The organism is Micromonospora sp. NPDC049101 (assembly GCF_040648675.1).
GTDB lineage: Bacteria > Actinomycetota > Actinomycetes > Mycobacteriales > Micromonosporaceae > Micromonospora.
In genome coordinates, this window is the sequence record NZ_JBEZED010000005.1 from 258756 (window position 1) to 275076 (window position 16321).

The 16321-nt window shown below is 71.1% G+C and carries 12 protein-coding genes and 2 pseudogenes; 8 read left to right on the forward strand and 6 right to left on the reverse strand.

Annotated features, from left to right (window positions below; translation table 11 throughout):
* Positions 1–749 (reverse strand): annotated as a pseudogene (locus tag AB0B57_RS09065) (hypothetical protein); the annotation flags it as partial.
* A 615-nt stretch (positions 750–1364) separates the two neighbouring features.
* On the opposite strand from AB0B57_RS09065, the gene AB0B57_RS09070 reads away from it, so the two are divergent.
* Positions 1365–3167 carry a glycoside hydrolase family 6 protein gene (locus AB0B57_RS09070; protein WP_357066965.1) on the forward strand — a complete coding sequence of 601 codons (1803 nt, stop codon included), beginning with the start codon at positions 1365–1367 and terminating at the stop codon, positions 3165–3167.
* Between the two features lie 122 nt (positions 3168–3289).
* On the opposite strand, the gene AB0B57_RS09075 is transcribed toward AB0B57_RS09070, so the two are convergent.
* The 5 genes and pseudogenes from AB0B57_RS09075 to AB0B57_RS09095 all read right to left on the reverse strand — a co-directional run bounded on the left by AB0B57_RS09075 (position 3290) and on the right by AB0B57_RS09095 (position 7514).
* On the reverse strand, positions 3290–3676 hold the full coding sequence (locus AB0B57_RS09075; protein WP_357066967.1) for a hypothetical protein: 387 nt from the start codon (positions 3674–3676) through the stop codon (positions 3290–3292).
* 89 nt (positions 3677–3765) lie between these two features.
* Positions 3766–4074: a hypothetical protein gene (locus AB0B57_RS09080; protein ID WP_357066969.1), complete on the reverse strand. Its 309-nt coding sequence runs from the start codon at positions 4072–4074 to the stop codon at positions 3766–3768.
* Positions 4075–4089: 15 nt separating this feature from the next.
* Positions 4090–5748, reverse strand: coding sequence for a sodium:solute symporter family protein (locus tag AB0B57_RS09085; protein ID WP_357066971.1), 1659 nt, complete (start codon positions 5746–5748; stop codon positions 4090–4092).
* Positions 5749–6375: 627 nt separating this feature from the next.
* Positions 6376–6564, reverse strand: a pseudogene (locus tag AB0B57_RS09090) (hypothetical protein); the annotation flags it as partial.
* A 356-nt stretch (positions 6565–6920) separates the two neighbouring features.
* Positions 6921–7514: a hypothetical protein gene (locus tag AB0B57_RS09095; RefSeq protein ID WP_357066973.1), complete on the reverse strand. Its 594-nt coding sequence runs from the start codon at positions 7512–7514 to the stop codon at positions 6921–6923.
* A gap of 368 nt (positions 7515–7882) precedes the next feature.
* Between AB0B57_RS09095 and AB0B57_RS09100 the strand changes: the two genes are divergently transcribed.
* The 7 genes from AB0B57_RS09100 (at position 7883) to AB0B57_RS09130 (ending at position 16318) form a co-directional block, all read left to right on the forward strand.
* Complete coding sequence (locus AB0B57_RS09100; RefSeq protein ID WP_357066975.1) at positions 7883–10231, forward strand: nitrate- and nitrite sensing domain-containing protein; 2349 nt, start codon at positions 7883–7885, stop codon at positions 10229–10231.
* Positions 10231–10653: a roadblock/LC7 domain-containing protein gene (locus tag AB0B57_RS09105; protein ID WP_357066977.1), complete on the forward strand. Its 423-nt coding sequence runs from the start codon at positions 10231–10233 to the stop codon at positions 10651–10653. The genes AB0B57_RS09100 and AB0B57_RS09105 overlap by 1 nt, the downstream gene beginning before the upstream one ends.
* Entirely contained in the window at positions 10643–11032 is a 390-nt protein-coding gene (locus AB0B57_RS09110; RefSeq protein ID WP_357066979.1) for a DUF742 domain-containing protein, read from the forward strand. Before AB0B57_RS09105 ends, AB0B57_RS09110 begins: the two co-directional genes overlap by 11 nt.
* The gene (locus AB0B57_RS09115; protein WP_357066981.1) at positions 11013–11615 is read left to right on the forward strand and encodes an ATP/GTP-binding protein; all 603 of its coding nucleotides are present in this window, start codon (positions 11013–11015) and stop codon (positions 11613–11615) included. The genes AB0B57_RS09110 and AB0B57_RS09115 overlap by 20 nt, the downstream gene beginning before the upstream one ends.
* An 87-nt stretch (positions 11616–11702) precedes the next feature.
* Complete coding sequence (locus AB0B57_RS09120; RefSeq protein ID WP_357066983.1) at positions 11703–12740, forward strand: lactonase family protein; 1038 nt, start codon at positions 11703–11705, stop codon at positions 12738–12740.
* A gap of 128 nt (positions 12741–12868) precedes the next feature.
* Entirely contained in the window at positions 12869–14626 is a 1758-nt protein-coding gene (locus tag AB0B57_RS09125; protein ID WP_357066985.1) for a substrate-binding domain-containing protein, read from the forward strand.
* Positions 14627–14836: 210 nt separating this feature from the next.
* Positions 14837–16318, forward strand: coding sequence for a sugar transferase (locus AB0B57_RS09130; RefSeq protein ID WP_357066987.1), 1482 nt, complete (start codon positions 14837–14839; stop codon positions 16316–16318).
* The last annotated feature ends 3 nt before the right edge of the window (positions 16319–16321 follow it).

Sequence of the window (16321 nt, forward strand, 5' to 3'; positions counted from 1 at the left end):
CTCTTGTCGGAGCCGTGCTCGTCGCGGCCCTCGTCCGAGCCGTGCTCGTCCTTGGACTCCCAGTCCTTCTTGTCTTCGTCCTTGGAGCCCGAGTCCTTCTCGTCGCGGCTGTCATCCGCGTCCTGGCCGTGCTCCTCGCCCTTCCAGTCCTTGCCGCCCTCGTCCTCGTAGGCGTCGGCGGCGGCGCCGCCACCCTGGCCGCCGGGCTGCGACTTGTCCTTGTCCTCTTCGTCCTTGCCGTGCTCGTCCTTGCCCTTGTCGTCCTTGCCCTCGTGGTCCTTGCCCTTGTCGTCCTTGCCGTGCTCGTCCTTGCCCTTGTCGTCCTTGCCGTTTTCGTCCTTGCCCTCGTGGTCCTTGCCCTTGTCGTCCTTGCCGTGCTCGTCCTTGCCCTCGTCGTCCTTGCCTTCGTCGTCCTTGCCGTGCTCGTCCTTGCCGTCTTCGTGGTCGTAGGAGTCCTCCTCCTCGCCCCACTCGCGGTCCTCGCCCCGGTCTTCCTTCGCCGGGTCGAGCTTGACCTTGCCGGTGACCTTGGACCACACGAACGCGTGCTCCTGCCGATCCGGGCAGATCTCGAGGAGCTTGACCTCTTCGCCGGCCTTGACGACGTGCGGCTTGGCATAGACCTTGCCGTCGTGGTCCTTGCCGTCGTCGTGGCCGTTGGCGTAGGCGATCCCCGGTGCGAACACCAGGAGCGATGCGCCGCCGAGCGCGGCGCCCGCAACGACCTTCCCGAGCATCTTCTTAGCCATGACCTGCGTCACTCCATCCCTGTTGTCCTGAGCTCGGCGACAACCGAGCTAAGACCGACGTTAGACCGTTTCATGACTTATGAAGTGAAAGATTCGCGTTTTGACCTTTGGTCGGAGTGAGAGGCGAAGGGCTGCTACGCGGCTTTCAATGCGATGCGCGTCTTCTCGGGCACCCCGGGCTTCCGCGGGTGCGGGACGGCGTTCCTCGCCCGTCGTGCCCGCCCGGCTCGGCCATCCGGTAGCGCCGGGGCCGGCCTCCTACGTGCCGCTCGGGCGAACTCGGGGGTATCGTCCGAAACCGAACCGCGCGCTGACCTCGCCGCCACGCATCGAGCCATTGCCATGGAAGCGCTCCCATGTAAGAATCGGCGCACGCGGTTCGGGGAGCCACACCGCGCAGGCAGGCAGTCGAGGGCACCCGGTCAACCGGGGCGACATCCCGCCGCCGTTCGACCGGCCGCCGTGTCGGTCGTGCACCACCACCACCATCGCCCGTCCGGGTCGGGCGTCCCCGAAAGAATCCCGTTGGCGCCGGCGGCCGTCCGTGCAGGACGCCCACCGGGCCGTCTCGCCGGGCCGTACGCGGGCCCGGTCTCGCCCAAGGAGATCAGTGGCATGAATGTGTGGAGAAGGCTGTCCGGCCCACGCCGGGCCCTCGCGCTCGCCGGCGCGGGTGCCCTGGTCGCCGGTGGGTTGGTAACGATTCCGGTTACGGCGGCGCAGGCCGCGACGCAGTGCGAGATCGGCTACACGACGAACGACTGGTCCGGCGGTTTCACCGCGAGCATCACCATCAAGAACCTCGGCGACCCGGTCAACGGCTGGACGCTGGGTTGGACCTTCCCCAACTCCAGCCAGCGGGTGCAGCAGGGTTGGTCGGCCACGTTCAATCAGTCCGGCAGCCAGGTGACCGCCCGGAGCATGTCCTACAACGGCACCCTCGCCGCCGGCGCGTCGACGACCCTCGGCTTCAACGGCGCCTGGAGCGGCAGCAACCCGAAGCCGACCTCGTTCACCCTCAACGGCGTGGTCTGCAACGGCGGTGTGACCCCGACCTCCGCGCCGCCGACCTCCGTGCCGCCGACTGACGTGCCGCCGACGTCCGCGCCGCCCACCTCGGCGCCGCCGACCTCCGCGCCGCCGACGAGCCCGCCGCCCGGACAGAAGGTGGACAACCCGTACGTCGGGGTGCCGGGTTACGTGAACCCGGAGTGGAAGGCCAAGGCGGACGCCGAGCCGGGCGGAAGCCGGATCTCCAACAACCCCACCGCCATCTGGCTGGACCGGATCGCCGCGATCAACGGCACCCCGGACAGCAGCTCGAACGGCGCGTTCGGCGTGCGTGACCACCTGGACGAGGCGCTGCGCCAGGGCGCGGGCTACATCCAGTTCGTGATCTACAACCTGCCCGGCCGGGACTGCTCCGCGCTCTCCTCCAACGGCGAGCTGGGCCCGGACGAGCTGCCCAAGTACAAGGCCCAGTACATCGACCCGATCGCCGCGATCCAGGGCGACGCGAAGTACCGGAACCTGCGGATCATCAACGTCATCGAGATCGACTCGCTGCCGAACATCGTGACCAACACCTCGGGTCAGCCCGGCGGCACGGTCATGTGTGACACGGTCAAGGCCAACGGCGCGTACGTGAACGGTGTCGGCTACGCGCTGGCCAAGCTGGGCTCCCTCGGCAACGTCTACAACTACATCGACGCCGGCCACCACGGCTGGCTCGGCTGGGACAGCAACTTCGGCCCGACCGCCGAGATCCTGAAGACCGCCGCTGTCGCCTCCGGCAGCACTGTCAACAACGTGCACGGTTTCATCACCAACACGTCGAACTACTCGGCGCTGCGGGAGCCGTACTTCAAGGTCACCGACAACGTGAACGGTCAGACGGTGCGGCAGGCCAAGTGGGTCGACTGGAACTTCTACGTCGACGAGCTGTCCTTCGCCCAGGCCTTCCGGACCAAGCTGGTCTCGTTGGGCTTCAACTCGAACATCGGCATGCTGATCGACACCTCCCGCAACGGTTGGGGCGGCTCCGCGCGGCCCACCGGGCCGGGCGCGATGACCAGCGTGGACACCTACGTCAACGGTGGTCGCATCGACCGCCGGGCGCACCTCGGCAACTGGTGCAACCAGGCCGGTGCCGGTCTCGGCGAGCGGCCGCGGGTCAACCCGGAGCCGGGCATCGACGCGTACGTCTGGGTGAAGCCGCCGGGTGAGTCGGACGGCTCCAGCAAGGAGATCCCGAACAACGAGGGCAAGGGCTTCGACCGGATGTGTGACCCGACGTACCCCGGTAACGCCCGCAACGGCAACAACCCGTCCGGGGCCCTGGGCGACGCGCCGATCTCCGGTGCGTGGTTCTCCGCCCAGTTCCAGGAGCTCATGCGCAACGCGTACCCGGCGCTCTGACCGGAACGCGTCAATAACCACCCGCCACCGGCAGTTGGTGAGGCACTGCCGGCGGCAGGTCCCCCGGGTCCCCGGCCCGACCGTCACAGGTCGGGTCGGGGACCCCCCCCCTTTGTGCCCGCTCAGGGCACCGTGCGCTCGATTGCCGCCCGACCCTGCTCGGCCAGGTCACGGCGGGCCTTGTCCAGATTCTCCGGGGTGAGGTCCTGGCCGCGGGCCATCACCAGGTCCTCCGGCTCCCAGGGCTGCTCCGCCCCGGTACGGATGTTGTCGCCGCCGGCGCCGGTGCCCGTCCCGGTGGCCCCCGAGCCGGCGGCGTAGGGGTCGCCGATCAGCTCGTCGGTGTCCGGCGCGAGGTCGTCCGGCCGGTCGCGGGGCTCGGCGAAGCCGGGGTTGTCGTGGTCGGGGCCGCCCCCGCCACGAAACTGCGGGACGGTGGTGTCATCGTCCACCGCCGCGGCCACCTCCGGGCTGTCCTCCAACGGCGGTTGGCGATCGCGATCGGTCATGGTGGTGCCTCCTGTGTCCGACACGGTGCCTGATCCCCGTCGCGTACCCCCTCGGGGCGGGCTCATGCTCCTGCCGACCAGGTCCGGCGTCAGGCGCCGGGTTGCTGCTCGTTGGGGGCCGGCGGCTCCGCCGGGCGCCGCCACTGCCAGAACAGCATGAGCAGGCCGAAGACGAGCATCACCAACCCGGCCCACAGGTTGATCCGGACACCCTGGGCCTTGTCGATCTCGGCCGCACTGTCGAAGATGCCGATCAAGGTCACGATGATCCCGTACGCCACGAAGAGGCCACCGATCACCCGGCGGACGTCGAACAACCGGGCGGCGGCGGAGCGGCGCTGCTCCGCCTGCGTCTCGTCGATAAGCGGATCCTGCGCCGGCTGGCCGTCGTTGCTCATCTGCCGACTCCTTTCCTAGAAGACCGGGATGTAGAAGAGGGCGGCGAGCGCCACCGCGATCACGCCGAGCAGCACGGGGGAGCGGTACCAGACGGCGTCCCCGGCGAGCACGTCGCCCTTCAGGTCGACGCCGCCCATGCCGTAGACCAGCCCGCGCAGTTCCTCGTCGCGCTTGGGTGCGGTGAGCGGGGTGATGATCGCGGCGACCACCACCGCCGTGACGAACGCCAGACCGGCGCCCCAGAAGCTCTCCTCCAGGTCGGAGTTGAAGTCGATCACGCCACCCTTGTAGAGCAGGTAGAGGCTCAGCGACACCAGGGTGCCCAGCAGCAGCGACCAGAAGCCGGCGAGCGCGCTCATCCGCTTCCAGAACATGCCGATGATGAAGGTGGCGAACAGCGGCGCGTTGAAGACGGAGAAGAGCGCCTGGATGTAGTTCATGATGTTGCTGAACCCGGCCGCGATGAACGCCGTGCCGATGCCGATCACCACGGCGGCGACCGTCGCCCACCGACCGACGCGCACGTAGTAGTCGTCCGGCCGGTCGCGGCGGATGTACGCCTGCCAGATGTCGTAGGTGAAGACGGTGTTGAAGCCACTCACGTTGGCCGCCATGCCGGCCATGAACGAGGCGAGCAGGCCGGTGACGGCCACCCCGAGCACGCCGTTGGGGAGCAGGTCGCGCATCAGCAGCGGGATCGCGTTGTTGTACTGCAGGTCGCCGCTCTCCGCGCCCAGGCCCTTCACCGTCACCAGGGCCACCAGGCCGGGGATGATCGTGACCAGGGGGATCAACAGCTTCGGGTACGCGGCGATGATCGGCGTACGCCGGGCGGCGCTCATGTTCTTCGCCGACAGCGCCCGCTGCACCTCGGCGAAGTTCGTCGTCCAGTAGCCGAAGGACAGCACGAAGCCGAGGCCGAAGACGATGCCGATCCACTGCGCGCCCAGCGGGTTGGCCGTGCTGCCGGTGTCCTGCCAGGCGTGCAGGCCCGCCTCGCCGAGCTTGGAGTCGCGTACCGCGTCCATAAGGCCGTTCACCCCGCCGACCTTGACCAGGCCGATCACGGTGACCGGGATGAGACCGGCCAGGATGACGAAGAACTGGAGCACCTCGTTGTAGATCGCGCCGGTCAGACCACCGATGGTGATGTACGCCAGCACGATCGCCGCGCCCACCACGATCGCGGTCCAGAGCGGCCAGCCGAGCAGTGCCTGCATCACCAGGGCCAGCGCGTAGAGGTTGACCCCGGCGATCAGCACCTGGGCGACGGCGAAGCTGAGCGCGTTGAGCAGGTGGGTGGGACGGTTGAACCGCAGCCGCAGGTACTCGGGCACGCTGCGGACCTTGGAGCCGTAGTAGAAGGGCATCATCACGATGCCCAGGAAGACCATCGCCGGCACCGCGCCGATCCAGTAGTAGTGGACCGTCATGACGCCGTACTGGGCGCCGTTCGCGGCCATCCCGATGATCTCCAACGCGCCCAGGTTCGCCGAGACGAAGGCGAGCCCGGTCACCCAGGCCGGCAGGGACCGGCCGGAGAGGAAGAAGTCGACGCTGGTCCGGATCGCCCGGCGGGCGGCGATGCCGACGCCGAGGACGGTGACGAAGTACAGCGCCAGGATCAGGTAGTCCAGGCCGTTCATGTTGAGCCGAAGACCGTCGCCGTCCATCCCGTCACCCCTCGTCCCGCGGTCCGCGCTGCTTGCCGCGCGCGCCGTATTACCCCTGTGCGGACGGTTTCACGCCTCGACGTCTGTTGAGTTGGTTTCGGGTGAATCGGGCCGGCCCCGCAGCGCGAGGGGCGCCCCGGCCGACCGGCCGGGGCGCCCCTGGTGCGTCGCTCAGCGACCCAGTACGCGGTCCAGGAAGTCCCGGTAGTTGCGCACCGCCATCCGCAGTTGCTCGGTGTCGGCCGAGCCGGCGTCCTGCCACCCGCCCAGCGTGTTCTTCTGCGCGGCCAGCGCCGAGGAGAGGGCCTGGATGGCCTCCTCCACCAGCGACTGCGCCTCGCCGGCCGCCGCGTGCGGATCGTCGACGAAACGCAGCTGCACGTCCCGCCAGCGGTCCCGGAAGCCCTGCGCGGTGTCGCTGTCCAGGAGGGTGGCCGGTTCGGCCGCGACTGTCGACCCGGCGGGCCGCGACGTCCCGGCGGCGCCCAGCGTGCCGTCGCTCTCGCTGTCGACCGGCTCGCCGTCCGCGTCCGGGTCGACCATCTCCGGTGTCGCGCTGCCGTAACCGGCCGCGCCGGCGGTCACGGCGTCCGGATCGGTGCCCGGGGCGGCATCCCTGCGGTGCAGGTCGGCCGTGGGGTCGGCGCGCAGACCCTCGCGCTCGCCGTCCTCGGCACCGTCGCCCGGCTGGGCCGTCCGCTCGGCCCGGGCGTCCGGCTGATCCTGCGGGTGTGGGCTGGCCAGCGCCGAGGCCGCCACCGCGTCGGCGACGGTGGTGGCGCCGAACGCCGTCGGCAGTGGCCCCGGCTCGTGGAAACCGCCCTCGTCGGCGGACCGGTCGTCCCGCCGGTGGCGCGGGTCGGTGTCGTCGGCACGCTCGTCGTCGACCGGGTCGTACGCGGCATCCCGGTCGGCGTCGTCGACGCGTGCGGTGTCGCCGGCCCGCTCGTTGGGGGCGGTCCACTCGTTCGAGCCGGCCGGCTCGTCGGAGGCGTCCCGCTCGTTCGGGGCGGTCCGGTCGTCGAAGGTGCCCCGGTCGTCCAGGGCGTCCTCCGGGACGTCCGAGCGGCCGGCCCGGTCGCCGGTGGGAGGCACCGGGACGGGTGCGGACCGGACGGCCTCGGGGTGGTCGTTGCTCACCTGCTGTTCTTCCTGGCGCATCGGTGGCCTCCTCAGCGGCTCGTGGAGTCGTGGTCCGGGTGGTGGCGCTGTTCGGGCGTACGGCGGCCAACCGGCTCCTCGCCGAGCAGGTCGGCGAAGAGTGCCCGGTAGTGCACGACCGCCTGCCGCAACTCCTCGGTGCTCGCCTCGCCCCGGGAGTTGCGCAGGTGGATGTCGTGCGCGTCGCGGTAGTTGGTGAGCGTGCGAGCGTGCTCGACGGAGAGATGGGCGATCTGGTCGGAGAAGTCGCCGGTCGGGTAGCCCTGCTCCTCGATGAGCCGGGTGACCAGTTCGTCCGCGTCGCCAACCGTTTCGCCGGGCGAGTCGATGAAGCGCACCTGGAGTTCCTCCCAGGCGGCGCTGTAGCGGGCCCGGGACTCCGGGCTGAGCGGGGTGAGCGTGAGCTCGGCGTGCCGGCGTTCCCGGTCGCGCAGTTCGCGCTCGGCGGCGGACCGGCTGTCCTGCTCCTCCACCACCCGGTCGTACTCCGGCCCGAACCGGTCGCGCAGCGCGCGACGGCGGCTGAGCGACCGGGCGGCCACCGCCAGCACCGCGACGATCACGAGCACGACGAGCACGATGACGATTACCTGCGTGGGCGACATGGCTCCTCCTTCGTCACCTGGTATTCCCTCCGCGCACTGATCGCCAATCCCGATCCGGGGTACTTTCCTGGATGGCTTGCGGGCGGGAGCGGGAAAAGGGCCGCGGTTCCGCCAACCGGCGCAGACCTGACCCAGTCCAGAAAACGCGTCGGCCCAGGTCGATCATGAGCGGATCCGTCGGCGCCCTGTGAGGCACATCTCGGAGCGTCGATGTCGGCGCGACGGGCGGTAGTGCAACCGCCCCCGATTACGTATCCTGCCCAAGGCGCCCGCGCCGGTGCCCGGAGTTCCGCCGGGCACACAGCCGGCCGACGCGTTGCCCGGCGGTGCCGGCACCCCTCCTGCCACCCCTGTACGGGCGAGGTCTGATGAGAACCCGCGACTGGCCGATCCGCTCCAAGCTGACCGCGCTGGTCGTCGCGCCGGTGACCGCGCTCCTGGCGCTGTGGATCTTCGCGACCACGCTGACCTTCGGGCCCGCCCTGGACCTGCTCTCGGCCCGCACCCTGCTGTACGACCTGGGTCGCCCCGGCGAGGTCGTGGTCACCGAGCTGCAACGGGAGCGCCGACTCTCGGTGGTGCAACTCGCGGGCACCACCCGGCTGCCCGTCCTGGCCGAGCAACGGGCCCGCACCGACCGGGCCGTCGCCGAACTGCGCCGCCGGGTCGACGGGGAAGCCCTGCGCGACGCCGCGAACGACCCGCTGGAAGCCCGGATCGACCACCTGGCCACCGCCCTGGCGGCGCTGCCGGCCGGCCGGCAGTTCATCGACGACCGCAGTCTGGACCGCAGTGGCGCGATCGGCCTGTACAGCGGCATGGTCACCGCGGCCTTCCAGGCGTTCTCCGCGATGGCGACCCTCAACGACCCGGACCTCAACCGGCAGGCACTGGCGCTCACCGCGTTGGGCCGCTCCCGGGAGCTGCTCGGCCAGAGCGACGCGCTGCTGACCGGCGCGCTGGCCGCCGGACGGTTCGCCGAGGGGGAGCACACCCAACTCGTGCAGGCCATCGGCAACCAACGGTGGCTCACCGAGAGCGCCGTGGCCGACCTCCCCGAGGCCGGGCGGGTCGCGTACCAACGGTTGACCGAGAGCGAGGCGTTCACCCGGCTGCGCACGATGCAGGACACGCTGCTCCTGGCCAACCGGTCCGGTCGGCCGCCGATCGACGCGGCGGCCTGGCAGGCCAGCCATGACACGGTGCAGCAGCAGCTGCGCGATTTCGAGCTGGCCGAGGCCGACGGCCTCACCGACCGCTCGGTGCCGATGGCGGTACGCATCCTGGTGCGGCTCGCCGCCGCCGGGGTGCTCGGGCTCGTCGCCGTGGTGGTCTCGGTGCTGGTGGCGCTGCGGCTCGGCCGCACACTGGTCCAGCGGCTCAGCGGCGTCCGCACCGCCGCGCTCGAGCTGGCCGAGCACCGCCTCCCGGACGTGGTGACCAGGCTGCGTCGAGGAGAGCAGGTGGACGTCGCCCGGGAGGCGCCGCCACTGGAGTACGGCCATGACGAGATCGGCGATGTCGGGCGCGCCTTCACCGAGGTGCAGCGCACCGCCGTCCAGTCCGCCGTGGACGAGGTCACCCTGCGTCGTGGGCTCAACGAGGTCTTCCTCAACATCGCCCGCCGGAGCCAGAGCCTGGTGCACCGCCAACTGCACCTGCTGGACCGGATGGAACGCCGCGCCGAGGACCCGGACGAACTGGCCGAGCTGTTCCAGGTCGACCACCTGGCGACCCGACTGCGCCGGCACGCCGAGGACCTGGTCATCCTTGCCGGCTCCGCGCCCGGCCGCGGTTGGCGGAACCCGGTCGCGATCGTCGACCTGGTCCGCGGCGCGATCTCCGAGGTCGAGGCGTACGACCGGGTGGACATCACCGCCACGCAGCCCGCCGGCGTGTTGGGCCGGGCGGTCGGCGACGTCATCCACCTGCTCGCCGAGCTGGTCGAGAACGCCACCGCCTTCTCCCCGCCGGACACGCGGGTCACCATCACCGGGGAGCAGGTGGCCAACGGGTACGCCCTGGAGGTCACCGACCAGGGGTTGGGCATGTCCGCCGCAGCCCTGGAGGCCGCCAACACCCGGCTGGCCAGCTCGCCCGAGTTCGACCCGGCGCAGAGCGCCCGACTCGGCCTGTTCGTCGTGGCCCGGCTGGCGGCCCGACACGGCGTACGGGTCGAGTTGCGCCCCTCCGAGAAGGGCGGGGTGACCGCGGTGGTGCTGGTCCCCGCCGACCTGATCACCGCCGAGCCACCGGCCGGCCCCGACCCCGCCACGCTTGTCGCCGCGTCGGCCGACCCGGCCCGGCGGCTGGCCCGGACGGCTCGCCGGGGCGCCATGCCCCGCACCCGCCCACCCACGGCCGCCCGCGCCGGCACCGCTCCGCCCGCCGCAGCACCCACCCCGGGCGGCGTGGCGGTCGACGCGGGATCGACAGTGGACGAGGAGCTGGACGGCCTGCCCCGCCGGGTACGACGTCGTACCCCGGTCGCCCAGCCCCGGTCGACGGTCACCGACACCCCGGCGCCCCGGTCTCCCGAGGAGGTGCGCCGGGTGATGGCGGCCCTACAGGCCGGCACGGCGCGTGGCCGCGCCACCGTCACCACCCCGCCCGCTCCGGCGGCGCCCGCGGTGCCGGACGACCGGGCTGCGTCGGGCGCCCCTGCCGGCCCCGCGACGACCCCCGAACCCCCGACCGCGACTGAGAGGGACGCCTAGTGCGGCAATCGACGAAGCAGAGCGCCGGCCTGGACTGGTTGCTCGACGAACTGGTGCAACGGGTGCCGGCCGCCCGGGAGGCGGTGGTGCTGTCCGCTGACGGTCTGCTGCTCGGCTGTTCGGCCGAGTTGGAACGCTCCGACGCGGAGCACCTCTGTGCGCTCGCCTCCGGCTTCTCCAGCCTGGCGCGGGGTGCCAGCCGGCACGTGGACGGCGGGCCGGTCCGGCAGACCGTGGTGGAGATGGAGTCGGCGTACCTCTTCGTCACCGCCGCTGGGCAGGGGGCCTGCCTGGCGGTGGTGAGCGACGCCGACGCGGACATCGGGTTGGTCGCGTACGAGATGGCGATGCTTGTCATCCGGGTGGGGGAGAGCCTCGCCGCGCCGCCCCGATCGTCGGTGGGTGCCGGTGATGCGGGCTGAGCCGCCCGGGCCGCAGCACGAGTGGCTGGACGGCGAGGCCGGCCCGGTAGTGCGCCCGTACACGCTCACCAAAGGGCGGGTACGCTCCGCCGTCGACGGGTTCGACCTCGTCGCGTTCGTGCTGGCGGGATCGGACGTCGACGCGGCGGAGCATCCGCACCTGCTCCCGGAGCATCGACGGCTGATCGCGTTGGCCCTCCGGCCGGTGTCGGTGGCCGAGTTGGCAGCCGAACTGGACCTCGCGGTCGGTGTGGTCCGGGTGCTCCTCGGTGATCTCCTGGGTGCGGGCCTGGTCGCGGTGCACGAGCCGCCGGCCGCCGGAATTCTTCCCGATGACGACATCCTCAAGGCGGTGGTCAGTGGACTCCGTGCGCTATGACCAGGTGGGCACCAGCACCAGCATCCCGCTGGCGCTGAAGATCCTCATCGCGGGTGGCTTCGGGGCTGGCAAGACGACGCTGGTCAGTGCCCTGAGCGAGGTGCGTCCGTTGCAGACCGAGGAGGTGTTGACCGGCGCCGGGGTCGGCACCGACGACACCTCCGGGGTGGAGGGCAAGTCGACCACCACCGTGGCGATGGACTTCGGCCGGATCACCATCAACGACGACCTGCAGGTCTACCTGTTCGGCACCCCGGGCCAGGACCGGTTCTGGTTCCTCTGGGACGAGTTGGCGTTCGGCGCACTGGGCGCGGTGGTGCTCGCCGACACCCGTCGACTGGCCGACTGTTTCCCGTCCATCGACTACTTCGAGCAGCGTGGCATCCCGTTCGTGGTGGGGGTGAACTGCTTCGACGACTCCCGTCGTTTCAACCTGGAGACCGTACGCCGAGCACTCGACCTGGACCCGGACGTGCCGATGGTGCTCTGCGACGCCCGGGACCGGCAGTCCGGAAAGATGGTGTTGATCTCCCTGGTCGAACACGTCGCCCGGCAGCGCGGGGAGCCGGTGCCGGCGGCCTGAAGTCCGGTCGGCAAAGCCGGTTAACCGGCGGGCAATGCGGGCAGCCTCTGGTTGGATCAGCGGAGGACGCCGGCGGAGGAGTGGGACGTGAGTGGTCAGGGTGAGGTCGTCCACATCGGGGGCTACACCGCGCAGAGTGGTGGGCGGGGCAGCGGCATCGTCGCCGCACACCGCGACCCGACGACCGGGGCGCTGACCCCGCTCGGCACGGTGGCGGTCACCCCGTCCCCCTCCTTCCTGACGCGGCACCCCACCCAGCCGGTGCTCTACGCGGTCAACGAGTTGACGGACGGGGAGATCAGCGCCTGGCGGGTCGGGCCGGACGGCGGGCTGGACCCGCTGGGCAGCCGGTCGACAGGTGGGGCCGAGCCGTGCCATCTGGCGGTGTCGCCCGACGGCGGTCACCTCGTGGCGGCCAACTACGGCAGCGGCAGCGTCGCGGTCTTCCCACTCGACCCGCGGGGCGTGCCCGGCGAGCGCAGCGACCTGGTGGTGCACGAGGGGCACGGTCCCGATTCGGAACGGCAGGACCACGCACACGCCCACATGGTCTCCCCGGTGGCGGGCCGGGGGCCGCTGCTCGCGGTGGACCTCGGCACCGACTCGGTCTACCGGTACGACCTGGACGCCGCGACCGGGCGGCTGGTGCCCCGCGCGCCACGCGTCCGTACGACGCCCGGCACCGGGCCCCGGCACCTGGCCCGTCACCCGGACGGACGACGCTTGTATCTCGTCGGTGAGCTGGACGCCTCGGTCACCGCGTACGAGCTGACCGACGACGGCGCGCTGCACCAGCGGGGTCGGGTCGAGGCGAGCGAGCGGTCCGGTCATGTCCAGCCGTCGGAGGTCGCGGTCAGCCCGGACGGCCGGTTCCTCTACGTCGCCAACCGGGGGGTGGGGACGCTGGCCGCCTTCACCCTGGCCGGGGAGTTGCCCGAGTTGGTGGCCGAGGTGGACACCGGCGGTGAGTGGCCCCGGCACTTCGCGCTGATCGGGGAGCACCTCTACGTCGCCGACGAACGGGCGGACATGGTGCGGATCTTCCGGCGCGACATCGAGACCGGCGTTCCGGCGGCGGCCGGAGAGCCGGTGCTGGTGCCGAGCCCGACCTGTGTGCTGCCGTGAGGGTTTGGCAACACCTCGGGGCTGGCTTGTCACGCTGTGTTGCTAAATGGTGGTCAACTGTTTCTCCTCCGTAACTTTAGTCCGAACGGATGTGGCAGAGACGGCACCTTGTACGCAAGATGGTCACCGTGTCAGCAGGCCGCCATCGCATGCGTTCGAAACTCCACCTAGCAGCCGCCGCCACGATGGCGACGGTGCTCGTCGTCACCACCGGCGTGTGGTTCGGCTACCGGGAGTTGGTCCAGTCCAACTGCTCGGGGGAGATCCGACTCGCGGTGGCTGTCGCCTCCGAGTTGGCGCCCGCGGTGGACGCCGCCGCGTCCCAGTGGGTCAAGGACGGCGCCGCGGTGGGTCCGACCTGCATCCGGGTCGATGTCTCCGCATCCGACCCGGTCGACGTGGCGGCCGTGGTGGCGGCGAAGCACGGCGCGGTCCTCGCCGGTGTGGGGCAGGCCAGCGGCACGGCCGTCAGCCCGGACGTGTGGGTGCCGGACTCCTCGACCTGGCTGCTGCGGTTGAAGAAGGACGCGACCGCGTTCGCTCCGACCAACGGCGCGTCCATCGCGCGCAGCCCCATCGTCGTCGCGATGCCCGAGCCGATCGCCACCCGACTGGGCTGGCCGGACAAGAAGTTCAACTGGACCGACCTGCTCAAGCAGCTCAACAACACCAACGCGCCGCTGCGTACCGGGATCGTCGAGCCGACCCGCGACGCCGCCGGCCTGTCCGGTCTGCTCTCGCTGACCGCCGCCGCCAACGGCGCGGGCGGGGACGCCCAGCGCAACACCGTCGGCGCGCTTCGCGCGCTGGCCACCGGGCGTTCCTCGCTCCGCAACGACCTGTTGGCCCGCTTCCCGACCGCCAACGACGCGACCTCCATCGCCAGCGGCCTCGGCGCGGCGGCGCTGTCCGAAGAGGACGTGATCGCCTACAACAGCAAGAAGCCGCCGGTGCCGCTCGCCGCGCTCTACATGGAGCCGGCCCCGATGCCGCTGGACTACCCGTACGCGGTGCTGCCCGGCATCGAGCCGAGTAAGGCCTCGGCGGCCCGGGTGCTGTTCGAGCTGCTCACCAGCCCCAATTTCCGGGACCGGCTCGCGGCGCAGTCGCTGCGCGCGCCGGACGGCAACTGGGGTGCCGGCTTCCAGGCACCGCAGGGTGCCCCGAGCCCGGCCGGCGGCGCGCCGACCGCGCCGGCGAACGGCGGCACCGCCGCGGGTGGGTTGGACCCGGCCGCGATCCAGCGGGTCGTGTCCAGCTGGTCGATCGCCACCCAGTCCGGCCGGATGCTGGCCGTGATCGACGTCTCCGGCTCGATGAAGGACCCGGTGCCGTCGGCCAACAACCGGAGCCGGGAGGAGGTCACCGTGGACGCGGCACGCCGCGGCCTGGGCCTCTTCGACGACTCCTGGTCGATCGGGCTGTGGACCTTCTCCACCAGGCTGGTCGGCAACCGGGACTACCGCCAGCTGGTCCCCATCGGGCCGCTCTCCAGCCAGCGGGCCCAGCTGGAGGGGGCGCTCGCCACCGTGAAGCCGTCCAGCGGCGACACCGGCCTCTACGACACCATGCTTGCCGCCTACCAGGCGGTGCAGGAAAACTGGCAGCCCGGTCGGGTCAACTCGATCGTGCTGTTCACCGACGGCAAGAACGAGGATGACAACGGCCTCAACCAGCAGCAGTTGCTCGCCAAGCTCAAGCAGATCGCCGACCCGGAGCGGCCGGTCCAGGTCATCATGATCGGCATCGGCGAGGGCGTCAGCAAGGCCGAGCTTGAGTCGATCACGAAGGTGACCGGGGGCGATGTCTTCGTCACCAAGGACCCGAGCGAGATCGGCAGCATCTTCCTCAGCGCCATCGCGCGGCGCCCACCAGCGCCGCGCTGAGCCGCCGCGAAGGAGTCAGGGGCCTGCCCGCCGGGTATTCGTTGGGCAGGCCTCTTTTTGGCTTCCAGGTTGAGGAAAAGTGACGGCAATACGTCCGAAGCAATCGGCAGTCATAGTTATCAGGGCAGGATGTCGACAGTTCCGGCACGGTCGGCCCGCCTCCGGTCCGACCTGTTGGCCGGGGCCACCCTGAGCAGAGTGGGAGGGCCGGTGACCGCGGCGACACTGTTGACCCCCGCCACGTCGGCGGAGCCGAACGGCCCCCGGGCCGGGCTCGTGGCGCGCGCCGACGAGCGGTCCTACGTTCGGGTCATGGTGGTATTGGACACCACCGTTCTCATCATCGCGCTGCTCATCGGATACGTCGCCCGCTTCGGCGACGACCAGCCGACCGGGTCCGAGGTCCCGTACGTGCTCGTCGCTCCCGGGTTGGTGCTGGCGTGGCTGATCTCGCTCAAGGCCCTCGGCTGCTACGACGACCGGGTGATCGGCTACGGGGCCGACGAGTACCGGCGGGTCAGCTCCGCGAGCCTGCGCCTGGCCGGCGCGATGGCCATCATCGGCTACATCACCGACCTCGGCGTCTCGCGGGGTTTCCTGGGCATCTCCTTCGCGGTGGGCACCGTCGGGCTGGAGGTGGCGCGGTTCGGCGCCCGCAAGCGCCTGCACCGGGCCCGTTCGATGGGTGCCGGCTGGTCCCGCAGGGTGCTGGTGGTCGGTGACACCGCCCACGTGTTGGAGTTGGTGCACACGCTGCGCCGCGAACCGTACGCCGGCTACCAGGTGGTTGGCGCGTGCATCCCGGACGCGCTGCTCGCGCCGGTGGCGCAGCGACTGGGCGACGTGCCGGTGGTGGGCTCGTTCCGTGGTATCCCGGAGGCCGCCACCGCCATCGGGGCGGACACGGTCGCGGTGACCGCCTCCGGCGAGCTGACCGCGACCCGGCTGCGGCGCCTCGGCTGGCAGTTGGAGGGGACCGGCGTCGACCTGGTCGTGGCGCCCGCGCTGACCGACGTCGCCGGCCCACGCATCCACACCCGCCCGGTCGCCGGCCTGCCGCTGATCCACGTCGAGGCACCGGAGTTCCGGGGTGCGCGCAAGCTGGTGAAGGGGCTCGTCGACCGGTCGGCCTCGTCGCTGGCGCTGGCGCTGCTGTTGCCGCTGATCGCGTTCATCGCCCTGGCCATCAAACTGGACAGTCGCGGCCCGGTGCTCTTCCGCCAGGTCCGGGTCGGCCGGGGCGGGCAGGAGTTCGGCGTGTTCAAGTTCCGCACCATGGTGGTGAACGCCGACGCGCTGCTCGCCGAGCTGACCGCGCGCAACGAGACCGACGGCCTGATGTTCAAGATGCGCCACGACCCCCGGGTCACCCGCGTCGGCCGGCTGCTGCGCAAGTGGTCACTTGACGAGCTGCCGCAATTGGTCAACGTGTTGTTGGGTCAGATGAGCATGGTCGGCCCCCGTCCGCCGCTGCCCTCCGAGGTGGCCCGCTACGACGGCGACGTGGCCCGGCGGCTGCTGGTCAAGCCCGGCATGACCGGGCTGTGGCAGGTCAGCGGCCGGTCCGACCTGAGCTGGGAGGACGGCATCCGGCTCGATCTCTACTACGTGGAGAACTGGTCCCTCGCCGCCGACCTCACCATCCTCTGGAAGACCTTCGGTGCGGTCCTGAACGGCCGCGGAGCGTACTGACGA

Coding starts and splice junctions, on each gene's coding strand:
- AB0B57_RS09070 (WP_357066965.1), top strand. CDS start 1,365: ATGAATGTGTGGAGAAGGCTGTCCGGCCCACGCCGGGCCCTCGCGCTC.
- AB0B57_RS09075 (WP_357066967.1), bottom strand. CDS start 3,676: ATGACCGATCGCGATCGCCAACCGCCGTTGGAGGACAGCCCGGAGGTG.
- AB0B57_RS09080 (WP_357066969.1), bottom strand. CDS start 4,074: ATGAGCAACGACGGCCAGCCGGCGCAGGATCCGCTTATCGACGAGACG.
- AB0B57_RS09085 (WP_357066971.1), bottom strand. CDS start 5,748: ATGGACGGCGACGGTCTTCGGCTCAACATGAACGGCCTGGACTACCTG.
- AB0B57_RS09095 (WP_357066973.1), bottom strand. CDS start 7,514: ATGTCGCCCACGCAGGTAATCGTCATCGTGCTCGTCGTGCTCGTGATC.
- AB0B57_RS09100 (WP_357066975.1), top strand. CDS start 7,883: ATGAGAACCCGCGACTGGCCGATCCGCTCCAAGCTGACCGCGCTGGTC.
- AB0B57_RS09110 (WP_357066979.1), top strand. CDS start 10,643: ATGCGGGCTGAGCCGCCCGGGCCGCAGCACGAGTGGCTGGACGGCGAG.